The organism is Thalassospira sp. SM2505 (assembly GCF_054901115.1).
This window is the reverse complement of sequence record NZ_CM142731.1, coordinates 3871595-3891410: the sequence shown is the minus strand read 5'-3', so window position 1 is coordinate 3891410 and position 19816 is coordinate 3871595. Positions and strand designations below refer to the sequence as shown.

The following is a 19816-nucleotide window of genomic DNA, read 5'->3' as shown; positions in this document are numbered from 1 at the left end:
ATCCTCACTTCATAAGCCGAAGTTTAAACTGCATTGAGCAATGCATCAAACATTTCATCAACCGTAGAGATCACCTGGGCCGATGCGGTGTAGGCGCGCTGGAAGATGATCAGATCAGACATCTCTTCATCAAGGTTAACGCCGGCTTCATTCTGGATGCGGGTGGTCAAATCGGTGACCAGTCCTGACTGGAATTCATAAGAGCTTTCAGCAACCTTGGTCTTGGTCGCTGCGGTGGCGACGATGCCTGCTGCAAAGTCCGTCAGGGACGTGCGCTCGCCAGACAGGCCATCGGTAGCCTCGAATTCGATATCGGTTCGCTCAAAGGTATGGCTCATCATCAGGGCAGCACTGTTGTCGCCTTCATGAACGCCAAAATTGATCCCAAGACCAAGAACGGTGGTCAAGGAGTCCGTATTCGGCAGGCCATTATCACTGAAATAGAACGGATCGCCATCGGCGTCTGTCACGCTGAGTTTGTAGCCGCCAATCTGGCTGTCAAAAACCACTTCTGCCGTGATGTTGTTATCGGTCAATGTCGCGCTGTTATTGATCGCATCTGCAATGTCCTGCAGGGTTGTGTTGCTGTCATAATCAATATCGACATCGGTGAAATCACCGCTGACAGTCAGGGTATAGTTGAGCGGCGGCGGAACCAGCGGGCCAAGGTTCGGAATGGCATTGTCCGGATTGACCACGGCGTTCGAGGTTTCATAAGTGTCGGCATTCAGCTGTCCACGCACAATGCGTGACGGATCATTCTGAATAGCGGCCGAAACGCTCATATTTCCCGAAAGATTGGGCTGATCTTCGCTCAGGCCAAGCTTGCTCGACAAGGTGCCGGAATCTGTGACTGTCATATTGGCGTTATAGTCAATGACAAGACGATAACGATTGCCATCCTCGACAATGAACGCGGTTGTTTCTGAATCTGCGACCGTCATGCCGGCCCCTTGCAGGGCGGTGCGAATGTTATCGCGAATGTCTTCAAGAGAGTCCGTAGCTGTGTAGTTGACCGTAACCCCGCCAACCAATACGCCCGATCCCGCTGAAAGCGTAAAGGAGCTGGCGGTAATATTGAGTGCATCTGTCGAGTTGCGTTGTGCCGTGGTTGTGATGGTGTCCGACTGCTTGACTGTCGCAATAAAGTCATTCAGGCCGAAATAGTGGGACATACCCTGTTTGCGGCCATCACCGGTTGTAATCTGGCTGTCCATTTCATTGATCGAAACGCGGTTACCATCTGTGCCTTCGATAACCAGCTTGTTGTCAATCAGTGACGCTGTCAGATAGGTTCCGGCATCGGAGCTGTTGATGGCGTCAACAATCCCCTGAACCGTAGCAGGAGTGGTCGGCAGAGCAATATCGGCCCAGCTGTCGGTCGCAACAAGCTGCCCGTCGGCATCGAGGGCAGCTACACGAAACGCACCGGTTGCGGTGAGGGGATCGCTTGCTGCAACGACGCGGTTGCCTGAAAGGTTGGCTGGCGGCGGGAACGCAGTACCTTTGTTGTGTTCTTCGTTCAGGGCATCACGCAATTCGCCTGCAAGCTCGTTGATCTGATCGTTGATGGCGGGAATTTCAGAATCGCGCATTTCAAACAGGCCCTTAAGAGTGCCTGTACGCAGGGTGGCGGTGATATCTTCGCCATTAAGCGTAATTCCGGAGCCCCCGGTGCCCGGCTCGAAGCCTGCCGTCTGGGTAAAGGTCAGTTTGTTCGGGGTGCGATCAAGAAGGGTGTTTGCACCTGCGGCCGAATAAACCACCATCGACCCGTCACTGCGGGAAAAGGTGGTGATGTCAATGATCTTGGAAAGCTGGTTGAGCTTCTGGTCGCGCTGATCTTCAAGTTCGGTCGTTGGCTGTTCAAGGTTTTTCAGGCGGATAATGCCGGTATTCAGATCTGCGATCTGGCTGAGCAGCGTATTGGCGGTGTTGACCTCGTCGGTGATCTGATCGTCGATGTCATCGCGCATGTCCTGAAGCTGGCTTGAGAGCTTTTCAAAAGACTCAACAACCTGAATAGCGCTTTCAATGGCTTCGATGCGCGGCGAGTTCTGATCCGGGGTAACGCCAAGCTGTTCAAAAGCATCGGCCAGATCATTGATGCGCTGGCTGATGGCTGCATCCGACTGAACCGTACCAAACAGGGTCTGAACACGCTGGAAAAACTCGTAGCGGACTTCTTCACGCCCGGCTTTGCCCAGCTCGCCGCGAACTTCACGCAGGAGGCCTTCATTGACGTTGCGATAGATATCGGCGATCTGTGAACCGGCACCCGTACCGTCAAGTGTAAGGGTTTCTTGTCCGGCAATCTTCTTTGAATAGCCTTCAGTATTCACGTTCGAAATGTTCGAAGACGTGATGGCAATACGTGACTGAGCCGTATTGAGGCCGGAAATTGCCGTATTGAGTGCCTGGGTCAGTGACATGATATGTGCCTTTACCCCTAGAGCGTTTCATTGACGCTAAACGCGCCGCCGGATTTGTTCATCGTACGACCATAGCCGCCAAGGGTTGCCTTGCTGGTTTTGGCCGAGCGATTATAGGTGGTGCAATCTTCCTTGGCCTTGTCATTGACAGCACGGACGATCGCCTGAACCATGCGTTCATTGGTCGCCTTGGCTGCCTGAAGGGCCGTCATGTTGCGACGCGCAGTTTCCTGGAATTCGGCCTGGAGTTCACGTAATTCGGCACGGTCTTCTTCGGGCATAGCGCGCAATTCATCGCCGCGGCTGCGCAATTTCACAACCAGCTGCTCATACTGCATCGACAGGGCAGATTTTTCCGAGATGAACTGTTCGTACTCGCCATGCGACAGGGTGCGCAGGTCGGTCGTTTCACGTTCCAGCAGGGACATGAGGTCGTAAGTGACACTTTTCAGTTCAGTAACCAACTCTTGGGTGGTCATTTTTACCCCTCCTGGATTTTGAGGATTTCGCGTGTGACAGCATCTGCAATTCCGATGCCACCTGCGCGGGTCATTTCTTTGGCATATTCATCAACCAGCATGGAGCGCATCATCGTTTCGCCATGACCACCGCCAAACAACTCGTTGGTTTCGATCCCGGAAAACATGTGGCTCAGCATCTGGCCAAGAAACATGGATTCAAATTCTTTGCCGGCCTCGCGGGCTTCGGCTTCGGTTTTGATGTGACCGTCCGTAAGCGAGCTCATCTTGGCAGCCATATTGTTCTGGGCGCCATATTGTGCGCTGGCTTGCGCCTGTGCCATCAGGGCTGTTGAGCTGTCGGTCTGCATTACATCACCTCGATTTCGGCTTGAAGCGCGCCGGACGTTTTGATCGCCTGAAGAATGGTGATCATGTCGCGTGGTCCAACGCCAAGGCTGTTAAGGCCGTTCACCAGTTCCTGAAGGCTTACGCCGCCATCCATGATGCCAAGCTGATTGTCCTGGTCTTCATCAACTTCCACATTGGTCCGGTCCACTGTTTGGGTCGTGCCGGTCTGCGAGAAGGGCGAAGGTTGGGAGACCTGCTGGCTTTCAGTTACGCGGATGGTCAGGTTGCCCTGGGCAATTGCGACCCGGTTGATCCGGACATTTTCACCCATGACAATGGTTCCGGTATTCTCGTCGATCACAACGCGTGCAATCTGGTCGGGTTCAACGCGCAACTGTTCAATATCGGTTAAAAGGGCGACAACATTCTGATTGTAACGGTCCGGAATGTTCAGGCGAACCGTACCGGGATCACTCGGACGTGCTGCAACTTCGCCAAGATAGGCATTAATTGCTTCCGAGACACGACGAGCGGTGGTGAAATCCGGGTTGCGCAGCACAACAGACATGTCCTGCATCGAGTTCAGGTTAAAATCGATCTCGCGTTCAACAATGCCGCCATTGGCAATACGTGCGGAGGTCGGGACACCTTTGACAATGGTTTCGGCAGCGCCACCGGCAGAAAATCCGCCAACGGCAAGGTTGCCCTGGGCAACAGCATAAACTTCGCCGTCTGCGCCGACCATCGGGGTGACAAGAAGGGTGCCGCCCTGAAGGCTTTTAGCAGTACCAATGGCGCTGATGCTGACATCAATACGGGCCCCCTGACGGGAAAATGGTGGCAGGGTCGAGGTGACCATGACTGCTGCAATATTGTCAGACTCCAGATCTTCAATCTGGTCGCGGACGTTGATGCCAAGGCGTTCAAGCATGGCAACCAGGCTCTGGCGGGTAAAGTCAGCGTCGCCAAGATCATCGCCAGTACCATTCAAACCAACCACAAGACCGTAACCGACCAGCATGTTGTCACGCACGCCTTCGAAGTCGGCGATATCCTTGATGCGTGACTGTGCATGTGCCGGGGCAAGCTGCGTCAGGGCGAGCATAGCCAGTGCGACTGCGACTGTCGCTTTGCGCGCTGATTTGCCAAGACCTGTGATCATATTCTCAATTCCGCTTTGACGTGGGATGCATGGGCATCCGGCAAATGGTGCGATAGAAGACATTAATCGCGTTTGTCATATGGTTTGCGAAAATCATGCCAAGTCAGGCTTTCCGGGGCTTCTTGCGAAAGACGCCAAGGATTCCGCGAAAATGTGCCGTCAAATTCAGATATGGGGCCGCTTCACACATATCGGTGCCGTCTGCCCGGCATTTTTTTCCCGTTGCGCGGTTTCTGCGATTGAGGGAGACTCTTATATCGTAATCGACGCATGATTCAGTTCGGCGAACGGATTGGCATTGGTGGCCATGGGCCATATCTGACAGCTCATCCGTTGGGGATTGCGCAATGATCGTATCATAACGAGACGGAAACAGGTCATGAAGGTTAGCGGTTCCAAGGCAACCGGGACGAGCGGAACATCACGTAAGAAGGCATCTGGCGCATCAGGCGGCAGCGGCTTTGCAGATACCATGCGTTCGCTTGACGGTTCGGGGGATGCTGGCGGTTCGGTTGGCGTTCATAGTACGGGAAGTGTCAGTGCGCTTGATGCGTTATTGGCCTTGCAGCAAAGCGGTGACGCGCTCGACTCTCCGCGCAAGGCTGCTGTTTTGCGGGCCAAAAGCCTGCTTGAACAGCTTGAGTCCATTCGTGACGGCTTGCTGAGCGGGGCTCTGTCTGGGGCACGCCTGCAACAGCTTGTCGGCTTGATGGATCAGCAGCGCGAAACGATTGACGATCCCAAGCTTTCGGCGGTTCTTGACGAGATTGACCTGCGTGCCCGAATAGAGCTGGCGAAACTTGAGGTTTCCGGCCTGATCTAGCTTTTTAATTTGCGGTATTTGAGGGTGAAAGCCGCAGGTTTCTGCCCGTTTCAGGGTAAATCAAGATTTATTTGTTCAATCGGCTTGCACCACCCGCTGGCTCCCTCTATATTGCCGCGCGATCGATGAGTCCTGTATAGAGGGCATACATGACTATCACATTACCACCTGACTATCGTCCTGCTGAGGACGAAGAGTTCATGAACCCGCGTCAGCGGGAATATTTCCGGCAGAAACTTCTGACCTGGCGGGCAGAACTTCTGCACGAATCTTCGGAAACATTAGCGAACCTGCAAGATGGCGGGCTTCAAGAACCTGACCTGACCGACCGCGCGTCGGCGGAAACGGACAGGGCGCTTGAGCTTCGTACTCGTGACAGGGCGCGCAAGCTTATTTCAAAAATTGATGCTGCTTTGCGTCGAATTGAAGACGGATCATATGGTTACTGCGAAGAAACCGACGAGCCGATCAGCTTGAAAAGACTTGAAGCTCGTCCAATTGCGACCCTGAGCATCGAAGCCCAGGAACGCCATGAACGGATGGAGCGCACACGTCGCGACGATTGATCGCGCCGGGTGACAAAATCAGGAGCCGCAAAGTCGGCCCGTGCCATGCAACGATGTGGCCTTGTGGGAGATTACTGGTTAGGGATAACCAAATTCAAAAGCCCGGTCATATGACCGGGCTTTTCCCGTTTATACTGAGGCTCTAAAGAAAAAGACCGTCCGGAGACGGTCTTTTGTCAGGTTTACTGTGTGATGATCTGTCTGACAGGAACCCGGGCAACGGATCAGATCACAGCAGCTCCCTAGAATGGCAGAATGATATCAAGAACTTCACTGCCATAGCGTGGTTGCTGGACATCGGAAATTGTGCCGCGTCCGCCGTAGGAAATGCGTGCTTCGGCAATCTTGTCATATCCGACTTCATTGGCGGAAGTAATGTCGGCAGCGCGAATAACGCCAGCGATCTGAACTTCGCGGACCTCGCTGTTTACGCGAATTTCCTGACGGCCATGGATGACGTAATTGCCGTTCGGCAGAACTTGAATCACGATGGCGGCAACACGCAGATTGATTGCCTCGGTACGATCCAAAGATCCAGCGCCTCGGTTGGACGTTTTGCTGTCCATATCGAACATTGAACTGGGATTGATCGCTTCTGGCAACACCTTGGTGAATTCTGCTTCAAGGCCGAACAGGTTCGGGACCGCGAGATCCTCGGAATTTGTACGAGAACGCGTCGTGGTATTGGCAAGGGCTGCGCTGTCAGACATATTGACAACAACGGTCAGAATATCACCGACCTGATTGGCACGCTGATCCTTGAAGAAGGATCGTGCACCTGCACGCCACAATGAGTTCGGGTTGCTTTCGGCAACTTGCGGTGCTGGCATCGGCAGGCTGACCGGATGATAGTTTTCCGACTGGGTCGGATTGTCGATCGACGACAATTTTGGCGGTTCGCCGACTTCGGAAAGACGTTTCATCGCGTTGCAGCCTGAAAGCAGTACCGTTGCACCGATCAGTCCGCTGACAAGCGCGATACGCCGCCATGAAATCTGTGTGTTTTTACCGGGCATGAATTCCTCCTGGGTTCCTGCCGGTATCTACGCAAGGATCATGCCAGTTGTAGCGTGGAAATCTGGGAAAAGCTTGCCGGGTGCGAAGTGTGTCGTATCAGGCCTGAAGTCACGGGTTATTGTGACATAGCAGGCAGGGCCCGGACTTCATTTTCGGCAACGACTTCAACCTGAATGGTCTTGTTGCTGGTTTGATTGACGACACGGATGATGTCGCCCTTGGATCCGTTCTCAAGGGCTTTGCCGCGTGCGGTTAGCGACATATTGGCGGTGACCAGTCGAACGGTTACCAATGCGCCACGTCGAACGAGAATTGGATTGGTCAGGTCACGGAACAGCAACGGTTCGTTTGGGGTGCCTGCGCGGACAACTTCCTTTCCGATGACATCATTGATGTCCTGAATAGCGCCGTTTGGAACACGTTCTGTTCGGAAATCACGATATTCAACCTGGTCAGGACGAATGATTTGCCCCCGGGCAACCGGTTCAACCAGAACTGGAACGGTTGAAAGCGGGTAATATTTGCCGCTGATGCGATATGTGCGTTGTTGTGCAGTTTGTGCGCCGGTTGTCACGCTGGCGACAAAACGCTGGGTTCTGGAATTGAGTTCGACCGAACTGACGGTGACATCACTGCGAGCATCAACGGGCAAATGGATCTGGAAGTTGTCGCTCGAAAGGTCAATCGTGAAAGGGCGTTTTATCCCGTAATCAACAAGGGCAACTTCAACAGCGTCGCGAATTTCTTCGATCGTGATGATCTGGCTTGCCCGGGTGATCAGAACCTGATCGGCCGTGGTGCGGGGGCGCCAGTTAATTTTGTGCCGCTGGGCAATGCCATAAAGCCAGCGGTAATCAAGAACGACCTGTTTGCCGGGCTGCGGTGCGTGGGCAACGGCAATATCTGCCTGTTGCAGGTCGATGCCAGAAAAAATGTCCCCAAGCGTCACATATTGCCCTTCGATCAGCGCATCAGGTTTCAGCAGGATGTTTTCGTCAACCTGTTGGCTGGTGCGCGAACTGCTGTTCCTTGTCGACTGCGCAAAGGCATCCCCGGTCGAAAGGGCAAAGGACAAGATCGCGAACGAGAGGATTAATTTCTTTATCTTCATGCGCCTACTATACCACGGAACGGTATACATCGCGTAAATACAGTTCGCACAAGTCCGCGATCTTTCAGACCGCGACTTGTGCAAGCGAATAACTGTATTCAGAACGCAGGATTAACGCAGATTGCTGACTGCGCTCATCATTTCGTCGGTGGTCGAAATCGACTTGGAGTTCATCTCATAGGCACGCTGTGCCTTGATCAGGTTGGTGATTTCCTGAACCACGTTGACGTTCGAGGATTCCAGATAGCCCTGCTGGACCGTGCCATAACCGACATCACCCGGTGCGCCGGTATTCGCCTGACCCGAGGCCTCCGTTTCAAGGTAAAGGTTATCACCAAGGGCATCAAGACCGGCCGGGTTGATAAAGGTTGCGAGCTGAATTTGTCCCAGATTGGAAAGGGCAACCTGACCATCGATTTCGGCATAGACCTCGCCGTTGGTGTTGATGGTGACCGACGTTGCGTTGTTCGGAACGGTAATGCCCGGCTGAACGGCAAAGCCGTCCTTGGTGACAAGCGCCCCGTTGGCATCAAGCTTCAGCGTGCCATCGCGGGTATAGGCGGTTTCACCGCTCGGCAGGTCAATCTGAAGATAGCCGCGGCCCTGAATGGCGATATCAAGTTCGTTCTCGGTCAGGGTAAGTGTGCCTTGCCCCATATAGCGGCCAATTGCGGCGGTTTTGACACCCAGACCAACCTGGACCCCGGTCGGGACAATCGTTCCGGTATCAGATGACGGTGAACCGGCACGACGCAGATCCTGATAAAGCAGGTCCTGAAATTCCGCGCGCTGGCGCTTGTAGCCGGTCGTCGTCATGTTGGCGATGTTGTGCGATGTAACGTCCACGTTGGTGGACTGGGCCTGCATCCCCAAAGCGCCGATATCAAGTGACCGCATCTGTCTTCTCCTTCGATTGCGCAAGTTTTGCGCCAAATTTCTGTGGTACGGGTGTCAGCGGCCAAATCAGGCGCGAACATCCCCGAGTTTGCTGATCATGTTACGCATCCGCTCGTTCTCGCTTTCCAAAGAGCGGGTGACGGATTGATATGTTCGCAAGACGTCGATCATCTGTGTCATGGCGCTGATCGGGTTGACGTTGGATTTTTCAAGGGCTCCCTGAACAATACCGGGGTTTTCAACTTGCTGAACGGCGATTTCCTCGTCATCCCCAGCTTGCTCGTTGGGCGCCCGATAAAGCGTATTACCAGTCACGATCATGCGCTGAACATTATCAACCGTGATGACCTGCAATTTGCCAATCTGGCCAATATCAGTGGAAACGGTCCCGTCACCCTTGATTTCAATCTGCCCATCGGCCTGATTGAAAAACATAGGCTGACCGGCGTCGCTCAGGACTGGGTAACCGTCATTGGTGATGAGCTGTCCGCCGGGGTCGAGCGTGAAATTACCGTTGCGGGTATACTGGACGCCCGTTGGTGTCTCGACGGCAAAGAACATGTCGGGCTGACTTAGTGCAACGTCGAGCGGCCTGTCGGTATGCTCAATGTTGCCGACCGTCGTGTTGCGATACTGGGAAATATCCTGAACAAGGGAAATCTCGCGCTCGCCGCGGAACGGGGCGTCCTTGTTCTTCGCGATCCAGTCGGTGAACATCATCCGCTCTTCTTTGTACCCGGTCGTGTTCATGTTCGCCAGGTTCTGCGAAATGTTGTTCATCATGCTGCGAAGCGTCTTCTGACGGGACAGCGCGATATATGAAATATTTTCCATGGTCAGTTTCCCGGTTGGGGGCAATGATTTGCCAACACAAATGCGAAAGCCATGCCAGAACATTCAAGGCATTGAAAATAAACAAAAAATTTTGTGTTCGGCATTTGTTGCCGGGGTGTCTAACGTGGGGATTGGCAGAAACTGCCGCGACGTAAGCCGTTCAAATGGACAAAGTTTTCCGGGTCGGATTTTTCGAGGGGGCGGAGGAATGTCGTAAAATGCAGCAGGGCTATTTCTGCCAGGTCGAGGATCGCTTTGATGTTGTGGGGGAATTTCGTTTCAAGTCTTGGTGGCTGAATGGTCTGAAGGTACGTAAGCTGTCGGAAACGAAACGGATTTTTAACGTGATAGCGTTATGGCTGTTAATCCGGCACAGTGTTTGCTGGAGATGACGACATAACTTCAAGCGCGGGAATTGGCGAAGCTATGGGCGACGATGTCGACGAAATCGAAATGGACGAAGGTGGCGGCGGTCGCAGCAAAAAAATGCTGATCGTGGTCGTGCTGCTTGTGCTGCTACTGCTTGGCGGTGCGGCCGCGGCCTATTTCACCGGATTGCTTCAGCCGGTAATTGACATGCTGACCGGCGGTGATGGCCAGCAAACCGAAGAAGTGATTTCCGAAGATGCGATTGAGCAGGCACCAGGTGTGCCTGAGAATGTCGGGTTCGTGGATTTGCCGGAAATTCTGGTCAATCTGAATACCGGTGCAGGCAAGCAAAGCTATCTTAAAATTCGTGTCAGTCTGGAAGTGGCCGATCAGTCAATGTTGCCGCAGGTCGAACAGATGATGCCGCGCATTATTGACAACTTTCAGGTTTATCTTCGTGAATTGCGTCCGGAAGACCTTTCCGGTTCCGAAGGCATGTTCCGACTGCGTGAAGAATTGCTGATCCGGGTCAGTGCCGCGGCCAAGCCTGCAAAAATTAACGACGTTCTGTTCAAGGAAATGCTGGTACAATAAACTTGTAGCGGCCCGAATGCCAAAATCAGGAAGCAATCGCTGATGGCTGATGAAGACGATGATGATGCACTCGCTGCCGAATGGGAAGCCATGGCGGGTGGAGATGACGAAGGTGGAGACGACGGCGGCGAGGATATGGCCGCCGAATGGGAATCCATGCTCGGCGACGATGACGGCGATGACGGTGGCGATGATATGGCCGCCGAAATGGGCGGTGGTTCGGCACGCGTTCTGAACCAGGACGAAATCGACAGTCTTCTGGGCTTTGATGATGGTTCCGGCGCAGGCGACCAGTCCGGTATTCAGGCAATCATCAACTCGTCGATGGTTGCCTATGAACGTCTGCCGATGCTTGAGGTCGTGTTCGACCGCCTTGTCCGCATGATGTCGACATCTTTGCGTAACTTCACGTCCGACAACGTTGAAGTGTCGCTCGATAACATTCTGTCGCTGCGTTTCGGTGACTATCTGAACTCGATCCCGCTACCGGCGATGCTGGGTGTTTTCAAGGCCGAGGAGTGGGATAACTATGGCTTGCTCACCGTTGACTCAGCCCTGATCTATTCCATCGTCGACGTGTTGCTGGGCGGGCGTCGCGGTACGGCGGCCATGCGTATTGAAGGTCGTCCCTATACGACGATTGAACGTAACCTTGTCGAACGTATGATCCATGTGGTGCTTGGCGACCTTTCGGCTGCGTTTGATCCGCTAAGCCCGGTAACTTTCCGGTTCGAACGTCTTGAAACGAACCCGCGTTTTGCAACCATTGCCCGTCACGCCAATGCGGCGATTGTGGCCAAGTTGCGCATTGATATGGAAGACCGCGGTGGCCGGCTTGAGCTGCTGATCCCCTATGCGACGCTGGAGCCGGTTCGTGAACTTCTGCTTCAGATGTTCATGGGGGAAAAGTTTGGTCGTGACTCTATTTGGGAAAACCACCTCGCAAACGAACTGTGGCAAACCCATGTTAACCTGTTAGCAGTCCTTGATGAACAGGTGATGGCGCTGGGCGATGTGCTCAATCTGGAAGTTGGCAACCGTCTGGTTCTGAATACCAGTCCGACTTCACCTGTCGAGGTCCGCTGCGGCGATGTTCCGTTGTTCAAGGGCATGATGGGACGCAAGGGTGACCGGATCGCTATTCAGGTGCGTGATCGCGCGCGCATAAACGAGGAAGAGAAGTGATGGACTTCGCGTTCTATCTTGATCTTGTGATGATCGTGCTGCTGGTTGTGACGATTGTCTATGCCATCATTCTGAATCGCAAGCTCGCCGCATTCCGGCGCAGCCGGGAAGACATGCAGAACTTCCTGACAGCGTTCAATGCGGCCAATGAACGGGCGGAAACCTCGATCATGGCTCTCAAGGACATGGCCGAACAGTCAGGCGAAAAACTGCGCGAAAACATTGAAAAGGCCAGTGGCCTTAACGAAGACCTGAGCTTTATGGTCGATCGCGGTGAAAGCATCGCAAACCGTCTCGAAAAGGCTGCCAGTGATGTGAATGCTGTGCGCCGTTCGGGGGCGTCTGGTGCCGGGCAGGTGGCGGGTGGTGCTGACAGTGCGCCTATGCGTTCGGGCAAGGGTAGCGGCAAGGATCGCCACGATGTTATTGATGACCGGGACCGCCTCGGTGTGGAAACACGCGCCGAAGAACTGGCTGCGCGCATGGTGGGCGAATTCGAACGCGGCGGAAATGCGATGAGTGATCGTGACCGCGATGATGTGTCTCTTGGGGGATCATCTGCCGGATATGGTGATGCTGGTGGTGCAGACCCGTACGATCAGGACGAAGATGCCGGTCGTTCAGAGGCAGAGCGCGAATTGCTCGCGGCTTTGCGGTCCGTACGCTAGATTTGAAATTTGTTCGGGCTTCCGGTCCGGACTTGAGATCATGACATTTCTTTATATCTAAAGAGTGATCCGTCATTCTGATGGAATTAAAGATAATTGAAGCGTGAAGGAGCATGGGACAAGATGCCTCATTGCTTAGGTGAATAGATGTCTGGTGTGCGTATCTTGCCATTGGTTGTTCTGGTTGGACTGATGGTGTTGTCAATGCGGGTGGTGAACCTGTTTTCGGGAGGGGATGATGTCGTTGCGACTTCTGAGTCCCAGCCGACAGGTGTAAGCATGGTCCAGATGGCCCAGGCGCAGGCTCCTGCACCGGCAAGCGCACCTGCAGGACAGGATGCAGCTTCCCAGGCTGCGGGCCCCGGCCTTGATGATCCGGCGGCGATGACGATGGAAGGTACCCCGCTTGAGGGGGAGGCGAGCGCAAGTGATATTGCGCCGACCCTTGGCGGTGATCCGACCCTGTTTACCCAGGAAGAAATCGACCTTCTTCAGAACCTTTCGGTGCGCCGTGGCGAGCTTGATCGCAAGGAACAGCGTCTCGACGAACGCGAGAGCCTGATTGCGGCAGCCGAAGCCCGGATTGATGCCAAGATCGAAGAAATGAAATCCTTGAAAACGGCCATCGAAGGATTGGTCGAAACCAAGGAAGCCCAGGAAGATGACCGGATCAAGAAACTGATCAGCGTTTATGAGAAAATGAAACCGAAAGACGCTGCGCGGATTTGGAACGATCTGGATATGGATATCCTGTTGCAAGTGGCGCTGGGGATGCGCGAGGCCAATACTGCTGCTGTTCTGTCGCAAATGACGCCGGAACGTGCGCGGGCATTGACAGCTGAACTGGCATATAAGCAAGATATAAACATGCTGCCATTGCAATAGGGGTTACAAAAATAGGTTGGTTTCGATTTTCGTGCCTTTAAATAGAAAAACGGCCAATTTTTCGAGAATAGTCAATGTGATGGAATGATTTGATCTCTGGTTAAAAACCTTGATTAACCAATATTAAATATGTACATCACGATTATTAGGGGCCTTGTCTGTGTGCGTTGAAATATGCAGCAAGGGTGAGAGATCAGATAGCTGATGGAGTTGTGAATGGCCGTCGATCCGAATATGCCGATCCTGATTGTGGATGATTACAAAACCATGTTGCGTATCATCCGTAACCTTCTGCGGCAGCTCAACTTTACGAATATTGAAGAAGCGACAGATGGTAGCATGGCGCTTCGTAAACTGCGTGAAGCTCCGTTCAGTCTTGTGATTTCCGACTGGAACATGGAGCCGATGACCGGTCTTCAGCTTCTCAAAGAAGTCCGTGCAGATGCCAAGTTGAAGGACCTCCCCTTCATCATGATTACCGCCGAAGCCAAGACCGAAAACGTCGTGATGGCGAAAAAGGCCGGTGTCTCCAATTACATCGTGAAGCCGTTCAACGCCGAGACGTTGAAGGGCAAGATGAAAACGGTTATTGGCGATTTCTGATCAGGAGCGCGGGGCCTGCGTCCCGCGATACCGCTATGTCCAAAGCGTCCAAGGACGAACTCCGGAAGCTGCTAAATGACCTTCGAGCACGCCTTGATGGTGATGACCTGAAGGTTGAGCAGCTGTCTGATCTGATGGATCAGCTTTCCCGTTTCATGGGGGACGCGCCGTCTGACGATCAGAAACGCCTGTTTGGTGAACTTGATGAATTGTCCGGCATCATCCGCAAGATGAAGTCGGAGATTGCATCGCTTCGTCCGGACGATATCAAGGCCGAATATATCCCCAATGCCACCGATGAGCTTGATGCCATTGTGGATGCGACGGCCGGGGCAACCCACGAGATCCTTGACGCCATGGATGTGCTCGAAGAATTCGCATCGACCTTGCCCCCTGAACAGGGCAAGATTGTCACCGATGCGACCATGCGGGTTTATGAAGCCTGTAATTTTCAGGATATCACCGGGCAGCGCACCACCAAGGTGATCAAGGCCCTGAAATCCATCGAGGAACGCGTCGAGGGACTGGTCACCGCATTCGGCGACGAAATCGCCAAATATGCTGCCGCAAATCCAAAGCAGAAAAAAGAACCGGAAGGCGAGGAAGCTTTGCTCAACGGGCCTCAGCTTGAGGGTAAAGGCGTTTCGCAGGCTGACATCGACGCGATGTTCAATTAAGTGGCGTTGACATGGCGGAGATAGAGGACGACGGACCCACACCACCATCCCCCCCTGCCAACGGGGCTGTGGCGCTGTTTTTGGCTCTTTATCTTCTGCTGCTGGCGTTCTTTATTCTGCTCAATACCATTTCGACCTTTGAAGAGGTCAAAACGCGCGAAGTGCAGGAAAGCCTTTCCTCCGCTTTTGCCGCCATTCTGCCGCCAACGACCAGTTTGCAAACCGTGACCTCGATTGAGGGCCCGGTGGTTGCGGCCGAAGACATGCAGGAAAAGCTTGGTCAGTTGTTTGAGACCGCCATCAAGGTTGTCCGGGTCGAAGTCATTCAGCCCGGAAAGCTGATGGAAATCATCATGCATGTTGATCAGTTGTTTGATCCCAACTCCATTCTTATCAGGGAACGGCAGGCAAGCTTCATGAAGCAGCTCGCATCTGTCCTTGCCGATGATGAGGGCTATGCGTCCTATGAGATGGAAATGGTGATGGGCAGCCAGATTGAATCAAAAGGCGTGATCGAGATCGAGAACAATCTCCAGATCGCACGTGCCGGTTCCTTTGCACGAGAACTGATTGATGCAGGCGCGCCGGAAAATCATCTTTATGTCGGTATTGATCCGGGCGCGGATCCGTTTATCGCGACTTTCCGGTTTTTCTGGGATTTTGGCCCCAAAGAGCCACCAGCTCCGATTGAGAAAACCGGTGCGACCGGCACTGGTCAGAATGGCACCTCTACCAATGGCGGTACTGGTGCGGGGACAGGTGGGAACGGGGCGGCAAACGGGGCGTCTGGCCAGATGCTGATCCCGCCTAAAATGGCTATTCCGCTGCCGGGGGGCAATCAGCCCACGGTGAACCAGCCCATTCCGCTTGGACCGCAGGCCGGAGGAGGTGGCTGATGAGTGATGAAGTCAAAAAAGACAATGGTCCGAGTGGCCCGCCGGTCTGGATGCTCAGCCTTGCCGATCTGATTTCGCTGTTGCTGACTTTCTTTGTGATGCTGTTTGCGATGTCCAAGGTCAAGATTGACCGCTGGGACGAGGTTGTTGATGCGCTGTCGCAAAGCATCAAGCCCGCTCCCAAGGAAGAAAATGACGAGCCGATGGCAAGTCTGAACATTCCGCGCGTTTATCGCAAACCGGCGATGAACCTTGATTATCTGAGCGCTGTGATTGACGACGCCATTGATGACAACCCGGTTCTCGGTGACGCCAAGATGTCGCGTGATGCCGACAAGCTGGTGATTTCACTTCCCGGTGATATCCTGTTTGTCGCTGGCAGCTCTGAAATGACGCCAAAGGCCAAGCAGGCCTTGTTCGTGTTGGGCGGGGTGTTGCGCAATATCGGGAACCGTATTGGTGTTCAGGGTCATACCGATCCGCGACCACTTAGCGGGCGAGGCCAATATGCCTCGAACTGGGAGCTGTCTCTTGCCCGTGCCGGTGCTGTTGCCAACGAACTGAAAAAATCAGGCTACACAGATTACATAAATATTTACGGATTTGCGGCATCAAGATACGACCAGCTTCCCAAGCTGCTTGATGAGGAGGCGCGCTTTGCAATGGCGCGCCGGGTTGACATCGTCATCGAGCCTCATGGTGGAAGCGGGATCGGAGGCACGTAAGTATGGCAAAACTTGCCGTGCGCGTCCTGCTGGCGGTTGTTCTTGCGACCACCACGGCAATTTTGTTGCCCCTAGGCGGAATGCGCCCAGCAATGGCCCAGGCGGTTGATCCAGTTATCATCCGCTCCGGGCTGCATAGCGGTTATGGACGAATTGTTCTGCAATGGAGCAAGCCGGTCAATTACAGCGCCGAGATCATCGGCGACCAGCTTGTTGTGCGTTTTGACGAGCCGCTTGTTGCTTCCTTGCGCGGGGTGCTGACCCCGATTTCCAAATATGTTTCGGATGGGTTCTTTGATCCGGATGGTCGCACCGTCGCCTTTGTTCTGAGCGACGATTACGAAGTGCGCGCCTTTAATGTCGGAAGCAACGTTGTCCTTGATATTCTGGACAAGCAACCGCCGACACCGGTAGCTGCACCGGAACCGGCAGTACCATCGGTTCCGACCCCGGAACAAAAGCCGCAAATAACGCCCGCACCGACCAGCCCGGTTGAAACGGTGGCAACCGAAGATGCGACTGCTTTGGCAGATGCGTCAGCAGATCTTCTTGATGTTCGTGTCGGACGTCACCCGACGTTCTATCGGCTGGTTTTTGATTGGCCAACGCGTACGGATTATGCCCTGGAAGGCGATCAGGGATTGCAGACGGTTGCCTTTCAGTCTCCGGCGCGCATTGATGCCACGGGTCTGTCACGACGCCTGCCCGAAGGTGTGCGTATTCGCCAGGCCGCGACAAATCCGCTTGATGTTGTGATTGAAACCAGCCCGGCGCGCCAGCTGCGTCATTTCCGCTCGGGCAACAAGGTTGTCGTTGACATCATGGGCGCCCAGCGCGCACCCGCAAGTGAAACCGCACAGTCACGTTCAGCGTCGCCAGCAGAACCCCGGGACGAAGCGGTTGCCGTCGCCGCGCCGGATGCCCCGGTCGCCCCGGCACAGCAAAATGCGCAGCCGGATAGCCAGACAGGAACCAACACGCAGCCAGCTGCTTCAACCGGTGAGGTGCTGGATCCGAATTCACCCGAAGCACTGGCACGCGCAGCTGCCGCCGGGCAGGGCAATGGCGGTAGCACAGGCGGGGTGCCGCAGGAACGTACCAGCATCGGTGAAATGCCGGTTACGGTTGAACAGACTACGACAGAACTCACATTGGGCTTCCCGTTTGGGCAGCCCGGCGGGGCAGCGGTATGGTCGCGTGCCGGTTTCCTGTGGATGGCCTTTGATGTTCGGGCAAATCTTGATCTTGAAACCGTGCGTCAGGAAGCGTCACAGATCATCGGGGTAATCGAACAGATCGACAGTCCCTATGCCACCGTCTTGCGGATGACCATTCCGGACGGGGTTGGCCTTTACACAACCAGAACCGAAGTCGGTGACTGGCGTGTGACATTGCAGCAAGGCACCATGCAGCCGGTTGAAAAACTGGGTCCGTCGATTGAGCTTGATGACCAGACCCGTGCACGCCTGATTGTTCCGATTGAAGATGTCGGGCCGATTGTCCCGATTGATGATCCCGAAGTCGGTGATACCCTGCGCGTTGTGACAACAACACAATCGGGTTATGGCATCGAGGTCGCCCTGAATTATCCGGAATTCGAAGTGTTGCCGTCCGTGCAGGGGGTTGTTGTTGCGCCGATGAATGAAAGTGTTCAGGTGGCCGGTCGTGATGACGGGCAGGCCGTAATTGTTACTGCCGCCGATGGCCTGAACATTTCACCCGAAGGTGCGCGTCTGCTGGCCTCGGCAACCGGTGTGCGGGCAAGCACCGGTGATGGCCGTGAAGGTCTGATCTTTGATCTTGATACCTGGCGGCGTGGCGGACTTGATGATTTCAATGATGCCATTCGCGAGCTGCGCGGCAATATTGCCGAAAGCGGAGATGAACACCGCAACAAGGCCCGCCTTGAACTTGCGCAATATTATCTGGCCAACGGCCTTGGGCCAGAGGCCAATGCTGTTGTTTCCACAATGGAAGGCGACGATCCGCTGATTGCCCAGAAACTGCAATTCCGTGCGCTTAGGGCTGCTGTGAAGTTTCTGTATCGCGATTACGCCGAAGCAGAGCGTCTTCTTGAAGACGAACGGTTACGCGCCATTCCGGAAATGCAGTTGTGGCGGGCTGTGACCCTTGCTGCACTGGGGCGCCCGAATGAAGGTGCGCGTGATCTGCTTGAAAGTGTCCACATCCTTGATTTCTATCCGCCAGAGCTTCTGTCGCGGTTAGGGCCGCTTGCGACCGAGCAGGCCCTGATTGTTGGCAACCCGGAAGCGGGTATGGATCTGATCGACAAGATGCTGCTGACGGATGGACTTTCCGAGTCCAAGATCATGGATGTGCAATATCTCAAAGGGTTCTTTGAAGAAGAGGCCGGTGAACTCGAACAGGCGGTCGCCACCTGGGATCAGGTGGCCGAAGGAGATAACCGCAAGGCGCGCGCGCATGCAATTTTTGATCGTACCGAGCTTCTTATGCGTCTGGAACGCCTGACAATCGAAGATGCGATCGAACAGCTCCAGCAACTGCGTTTTGCCTGGCGTGGCGACGGTTTCGAGATGGCGTTGCTCAAACGCATTGGCGAGTTGCAAATCGAGAACAAGGATTTTCGCGACGGGCTTAATACGCTTCGACAGGTTGCGATTTTCTTCCCGAACAAGCCGGTCGCAACCGAGGCGACTGACATGATGCATACCACGTTCGAGAACCTCTATCTCGGCGATGACATCAACAATATTTCGGCGATCAAGGCGGTTGCGCTTTATGACGAATTCCGCGAACTGACCCCGGCGGGCGAGAAGGGGGATGAATTGATCCGCAGGCTTGCCGACCGTATGGTCGATGTTGAGTTGTTTGAACGTGCCGAGGACCTTCTTGAACATCAGGTCGATTTCCGACTGCAGGGGGTTGAAAAGGCCCGTGTCGGGGCCAGACTTGGTCTGGTCTATCTGCTTGATAGCAAGCCCGAGGAAACAATACGCGTCATTGACAATACGGAGACCCCCGATCTGTCCGACGAGCTGTCAACCCAGCGCCGCCACCTCAAGGCGCGGGCTTTGCTTGATACCGACCGGGGAGCTGAGGCAATTGCGTCTCTTGAAGGTGATTTTTCGAAGAATGCGGAGCTTTTGCGGGTCGATTATTATCGCCAGACGCGGGACTATATGTCGGCGGCTGAGACCTTCCAGCGTCTTGTCGGCGATGATGAAAAAAGCCCGACCGGTGAAATTTCGAATGAGCGCGCCCGCTATCTTTTGAACTGGGCGGTCAATCTTGCAATGGCTGGTCAGGAAAGAACACTTAACATGCTCAAACGCCGTTACGGCGAGGGCATGGCACAAAGCCCGTTCGCCGAGGCATTCAATCTGATTACGTCATCTCCGACGCAAGGCTTGATTGATTACCGTACCCTTGCCGACAAGGTCGACGAGGTTGAAAACTTTCAGGGCTTCCTTGCGACCTATCGCGACCAGTTGGAAAAGTCACAGCTTAGTGCTATAAATTAACGTTCGATAAATGTGTAACGTGGGTGATGTTCGCCAAAATGCGAGGTTTTCGCCCATTTT

The 19816-nt window shown here is 54.2% G+C and carries 19 protein-coding genes; 11 read left to right on the top strand and 8 right to left on the bottom strand.

What is annotated here, in order from left to right; translation table 11 throughout:
* Positions 1–23: 23 nt before the first annotated feature.
* From flgK to ACTU44_RS18285, 4 genes are read right to left on the bottom strand one after another with little or no spacing between them, the layout of a single operon-like run.
* Positions 24–2432 (bottom strand): flagellar hook-associated protein FlgK, encoded by a 2409-nt coding sequence (flgK, locus tag ACTU44_RS18300; protein ID WP_114098479.1) that lies wholly within the window; start codon positions 2430–2432, stop codon positions 24–26.
* Between the two features lie 17 nt (positions 2433–2449).
* Positions 2450–2911: a hypothetical protein gene (locus ACTU44_RS18295; protein WP_114098480.1), complete on the bottom strand. Its 462-nt coding sequence runs from the start codon at positions 2909–2911 to the stop codon at positions 2450–2452.
* Positions 2912–2913: 2 nt separating this feature from the next.
* Positions 2914–3261, bottom strand: coding sequence for a rod-binding protein (locus ACTU44_RS18290; RefSeq protein ID WP_114098481.1), 348 nt, complete (start codon positions 3259–3261; stop codon positions 2914–2916).
* A complete protein-coding gene (locus tag ACTU44_RS18285; RefSeq protein ID WP_114098482.1) occupies positions 3261–4403 on the bottom strand; it encodes a flagellar basal body P-ring protein FlgI in 1143 nt (380 codons plus the stop codon). Before ACTU44_RS18285 ends, ACTU44_RS18290 begins: the two co-directional genes overlap by 1 nt.
* 379 nt (positions 4404–4782) lie before the next feature.
* Between ACTU44_RS18285 and ACTU44_RS18280 the strand changes: the two genes are divergently transcribed.
* Together ACTU44_RS18280 and dksA are read left to right on the top strand one after the other, a co-directional pair.
* A complete protein-coding gene (locus tag ACTU44_RS18280) occupies positions 4783–5226 on the top strand; it encodes a flagellar assembly protein FliX (RefSeq protein ID WP_114098484.1) in 444 nt (147 codons plus the stop codon).
* A gap of 149 nt (positions 5227–5375) precedes the next feature.
* On the top strand, positions 5376–5792 hold the full coding sequence (dksA, locus tag ACTU44_RS18275; RefSeq protein WP_008890403.1) for an RNA polymerase-binding protein DksA: 417 nt from the start codon (positions 5376–5378) through the stop codon (positions 5790–5792).
* Positions 5793–6034: 242 nt separating this feature from the next.
* Here the strand turns inward: dksA and flgH are convergent, their stop codons facing one another.
* The 4 genes from flgH to ACTU44_RS18255 form a co-directional block, all read right to left on the bottom strand.
* Positions 6035–6808: a flagellar basal body L-ring protein FlgH gene (gene flgH, locus ACTU44_RS18270; RefSeq protein WP_114098485.1), complete on the bottom strand. Its 774-nt coding sequence runs from the start codon at positions 6806–6808 to the stop codon at positions 6035–6037.
* Positions 6809–6924: 116 nt separating this feature from the next.
* Positions 6925–7920, bottom strand: coding sequence for a flagellar basal body P-ring formation chaperone FlgA (gene flgA / locus ACTU44_RS18265; protein ID WP_114098486.1), 996 nt, complete (start codon positions 7918–7920; stop codon positions 6925–6927).
* A 111-nt stretch (positions 7921–8031) separates the two neighbouring features.
* Complete coding sequence (gene flgG, locus ACTU44_RS18260; RefSeq protein WP_114098487.1) at positions 8032–8817, bottom strand: flagellar basal-body rod protein FlgG; 786 nt, start codon at positions 8815–8817, stop codon at positions 8032–8034.
* A gap of 66 nt (positions 8818–8883) precedes the next feature.
* The gene (locus tag ACTU44_RS18255; RefSeq protein WP_114098667.1) at positions 8884–9651 is read right to left on the bottom strand and encodes a flagellar hook-basal body complex protein; all 768 of its coding nucleotides are present in this window, start codon (positions 9649–9651) and stop codon (positions 8884–8886) included.
* Between the two features lie 426 nt (positions 9652–10077).
* On the opposite strand from ACTU44_RS18255, the gene ACTU44_RS18250 reads away from it, so the two are divergent.
* The 9 genes from ACTU44_RS18250 to ACTU44_RS18210 all read left to right on the top strand — a co-directional run bounded on the left by ACTU44_RS18250 (position 10078) and on the right by ACTU44_RS18210 (position 19756).
* Positions 10078–10614, top strand: coding sequence for a flagellar basal body-associated FliL family protein (locus ACTU44_RS18250; RefSeq protein WP_114098489.1), 537 nt, complete (start codon positions 10078–10080; stop codon positions 10612–10614).
* Between the two features lie 42 nt (positions 10615–10656).
* Positions 10657–11799 carry a flagellar motor switch protein FliM gene (fliM, locus tag ACTU44_RS18245; protein ID WP_114098490.1) on the top strand — a complete coding sequence of 381 codons (1143 nt, stop codon included), beginning with the start codon at positions 10657–10659 and terminating at the stop codon, positions 11797–11799.
* Complete coding sequence (locus ACTU44_RS18240; protein ID WP_114098491.1) at positions 11799–12467, top strand: DUF6468 domain-containing protein; 669 nt, start codon at positions 11799–11801, stop codon at positions 12465–12467. Before fliM ends, ACTU44_RS18240 begins: the two co-directional genes overlap by 1 nt.
* Before the next feature lie 147 nt (positions 12468–12614).
* Positions 12615–13352 (top strand): MotE family protein, encoded by a 738-nt coding sequence (locus tag ACTU44_RS18235; RefSeq protein ID WP_114098492.1) that lies wholly within the window; start codon positions 12615–12617, stop codon positions 13350–13352.
* Between the two features lie 216 nt (positions 13353–13568).
* Positions 13569–13955: a response regulator gene (locus ACTU44_RS18230; RefSeq protein WP_114098493.1), complete on the top strand. Its 387-nt coding sequence runs from the start codon at positions 13569–13571 to the stop codon at positions 13953–13955.
* A 35-nt stretch (positions 13956–13990) separates the two neighbouring features.
* Positions 13991–14632, top strand: a complete 642-nt coding sequence (locus ACTU44_RS18225) for a protein phosphatase CheZ (protein ID WP_114098494.1) — start codon at positions 13991–13993, stop codon at positions 14630–14632.
* 11 nt (positions 14633–14643) lie between these two features.
* Positions 14644–15528, top strand: coding sequence for a flagellar motor protein MotB (locus ACTU44_RS18220; RefSeq protein ID WP_114098495.1), 885 nt, complete (start codon positions 14644–14646; stop codon positions 15526–15528).
* Complete coding sequence (locus tag ACTU44_RS18215) at positions 15528–16253, top strand: OmpA/MotB family protein (RefSeq protein WP_114098496.1); 726 nt, start codon at positions 15528–15530, stop codon at positions 16251–16253. Before ACTU44_RS18220 ends, ACTU44_RS18215 begins: the two co-directional genes overlap by 1 nt.
* Before the next feature lie 2 nt (positions 16254–16255).
* On the top strand, positions 16256–19756 hold the full coding sequence (locus ACTU44_RS18210; RefSeq protein ID WP_114098497.1) for a hypothetical protein: 3501 nt from the start codon (positions 16256–16258) through the stop codon (positions 19754–19756).
* Positions 19757–19816: the final 60 nt, after the last annotated feature.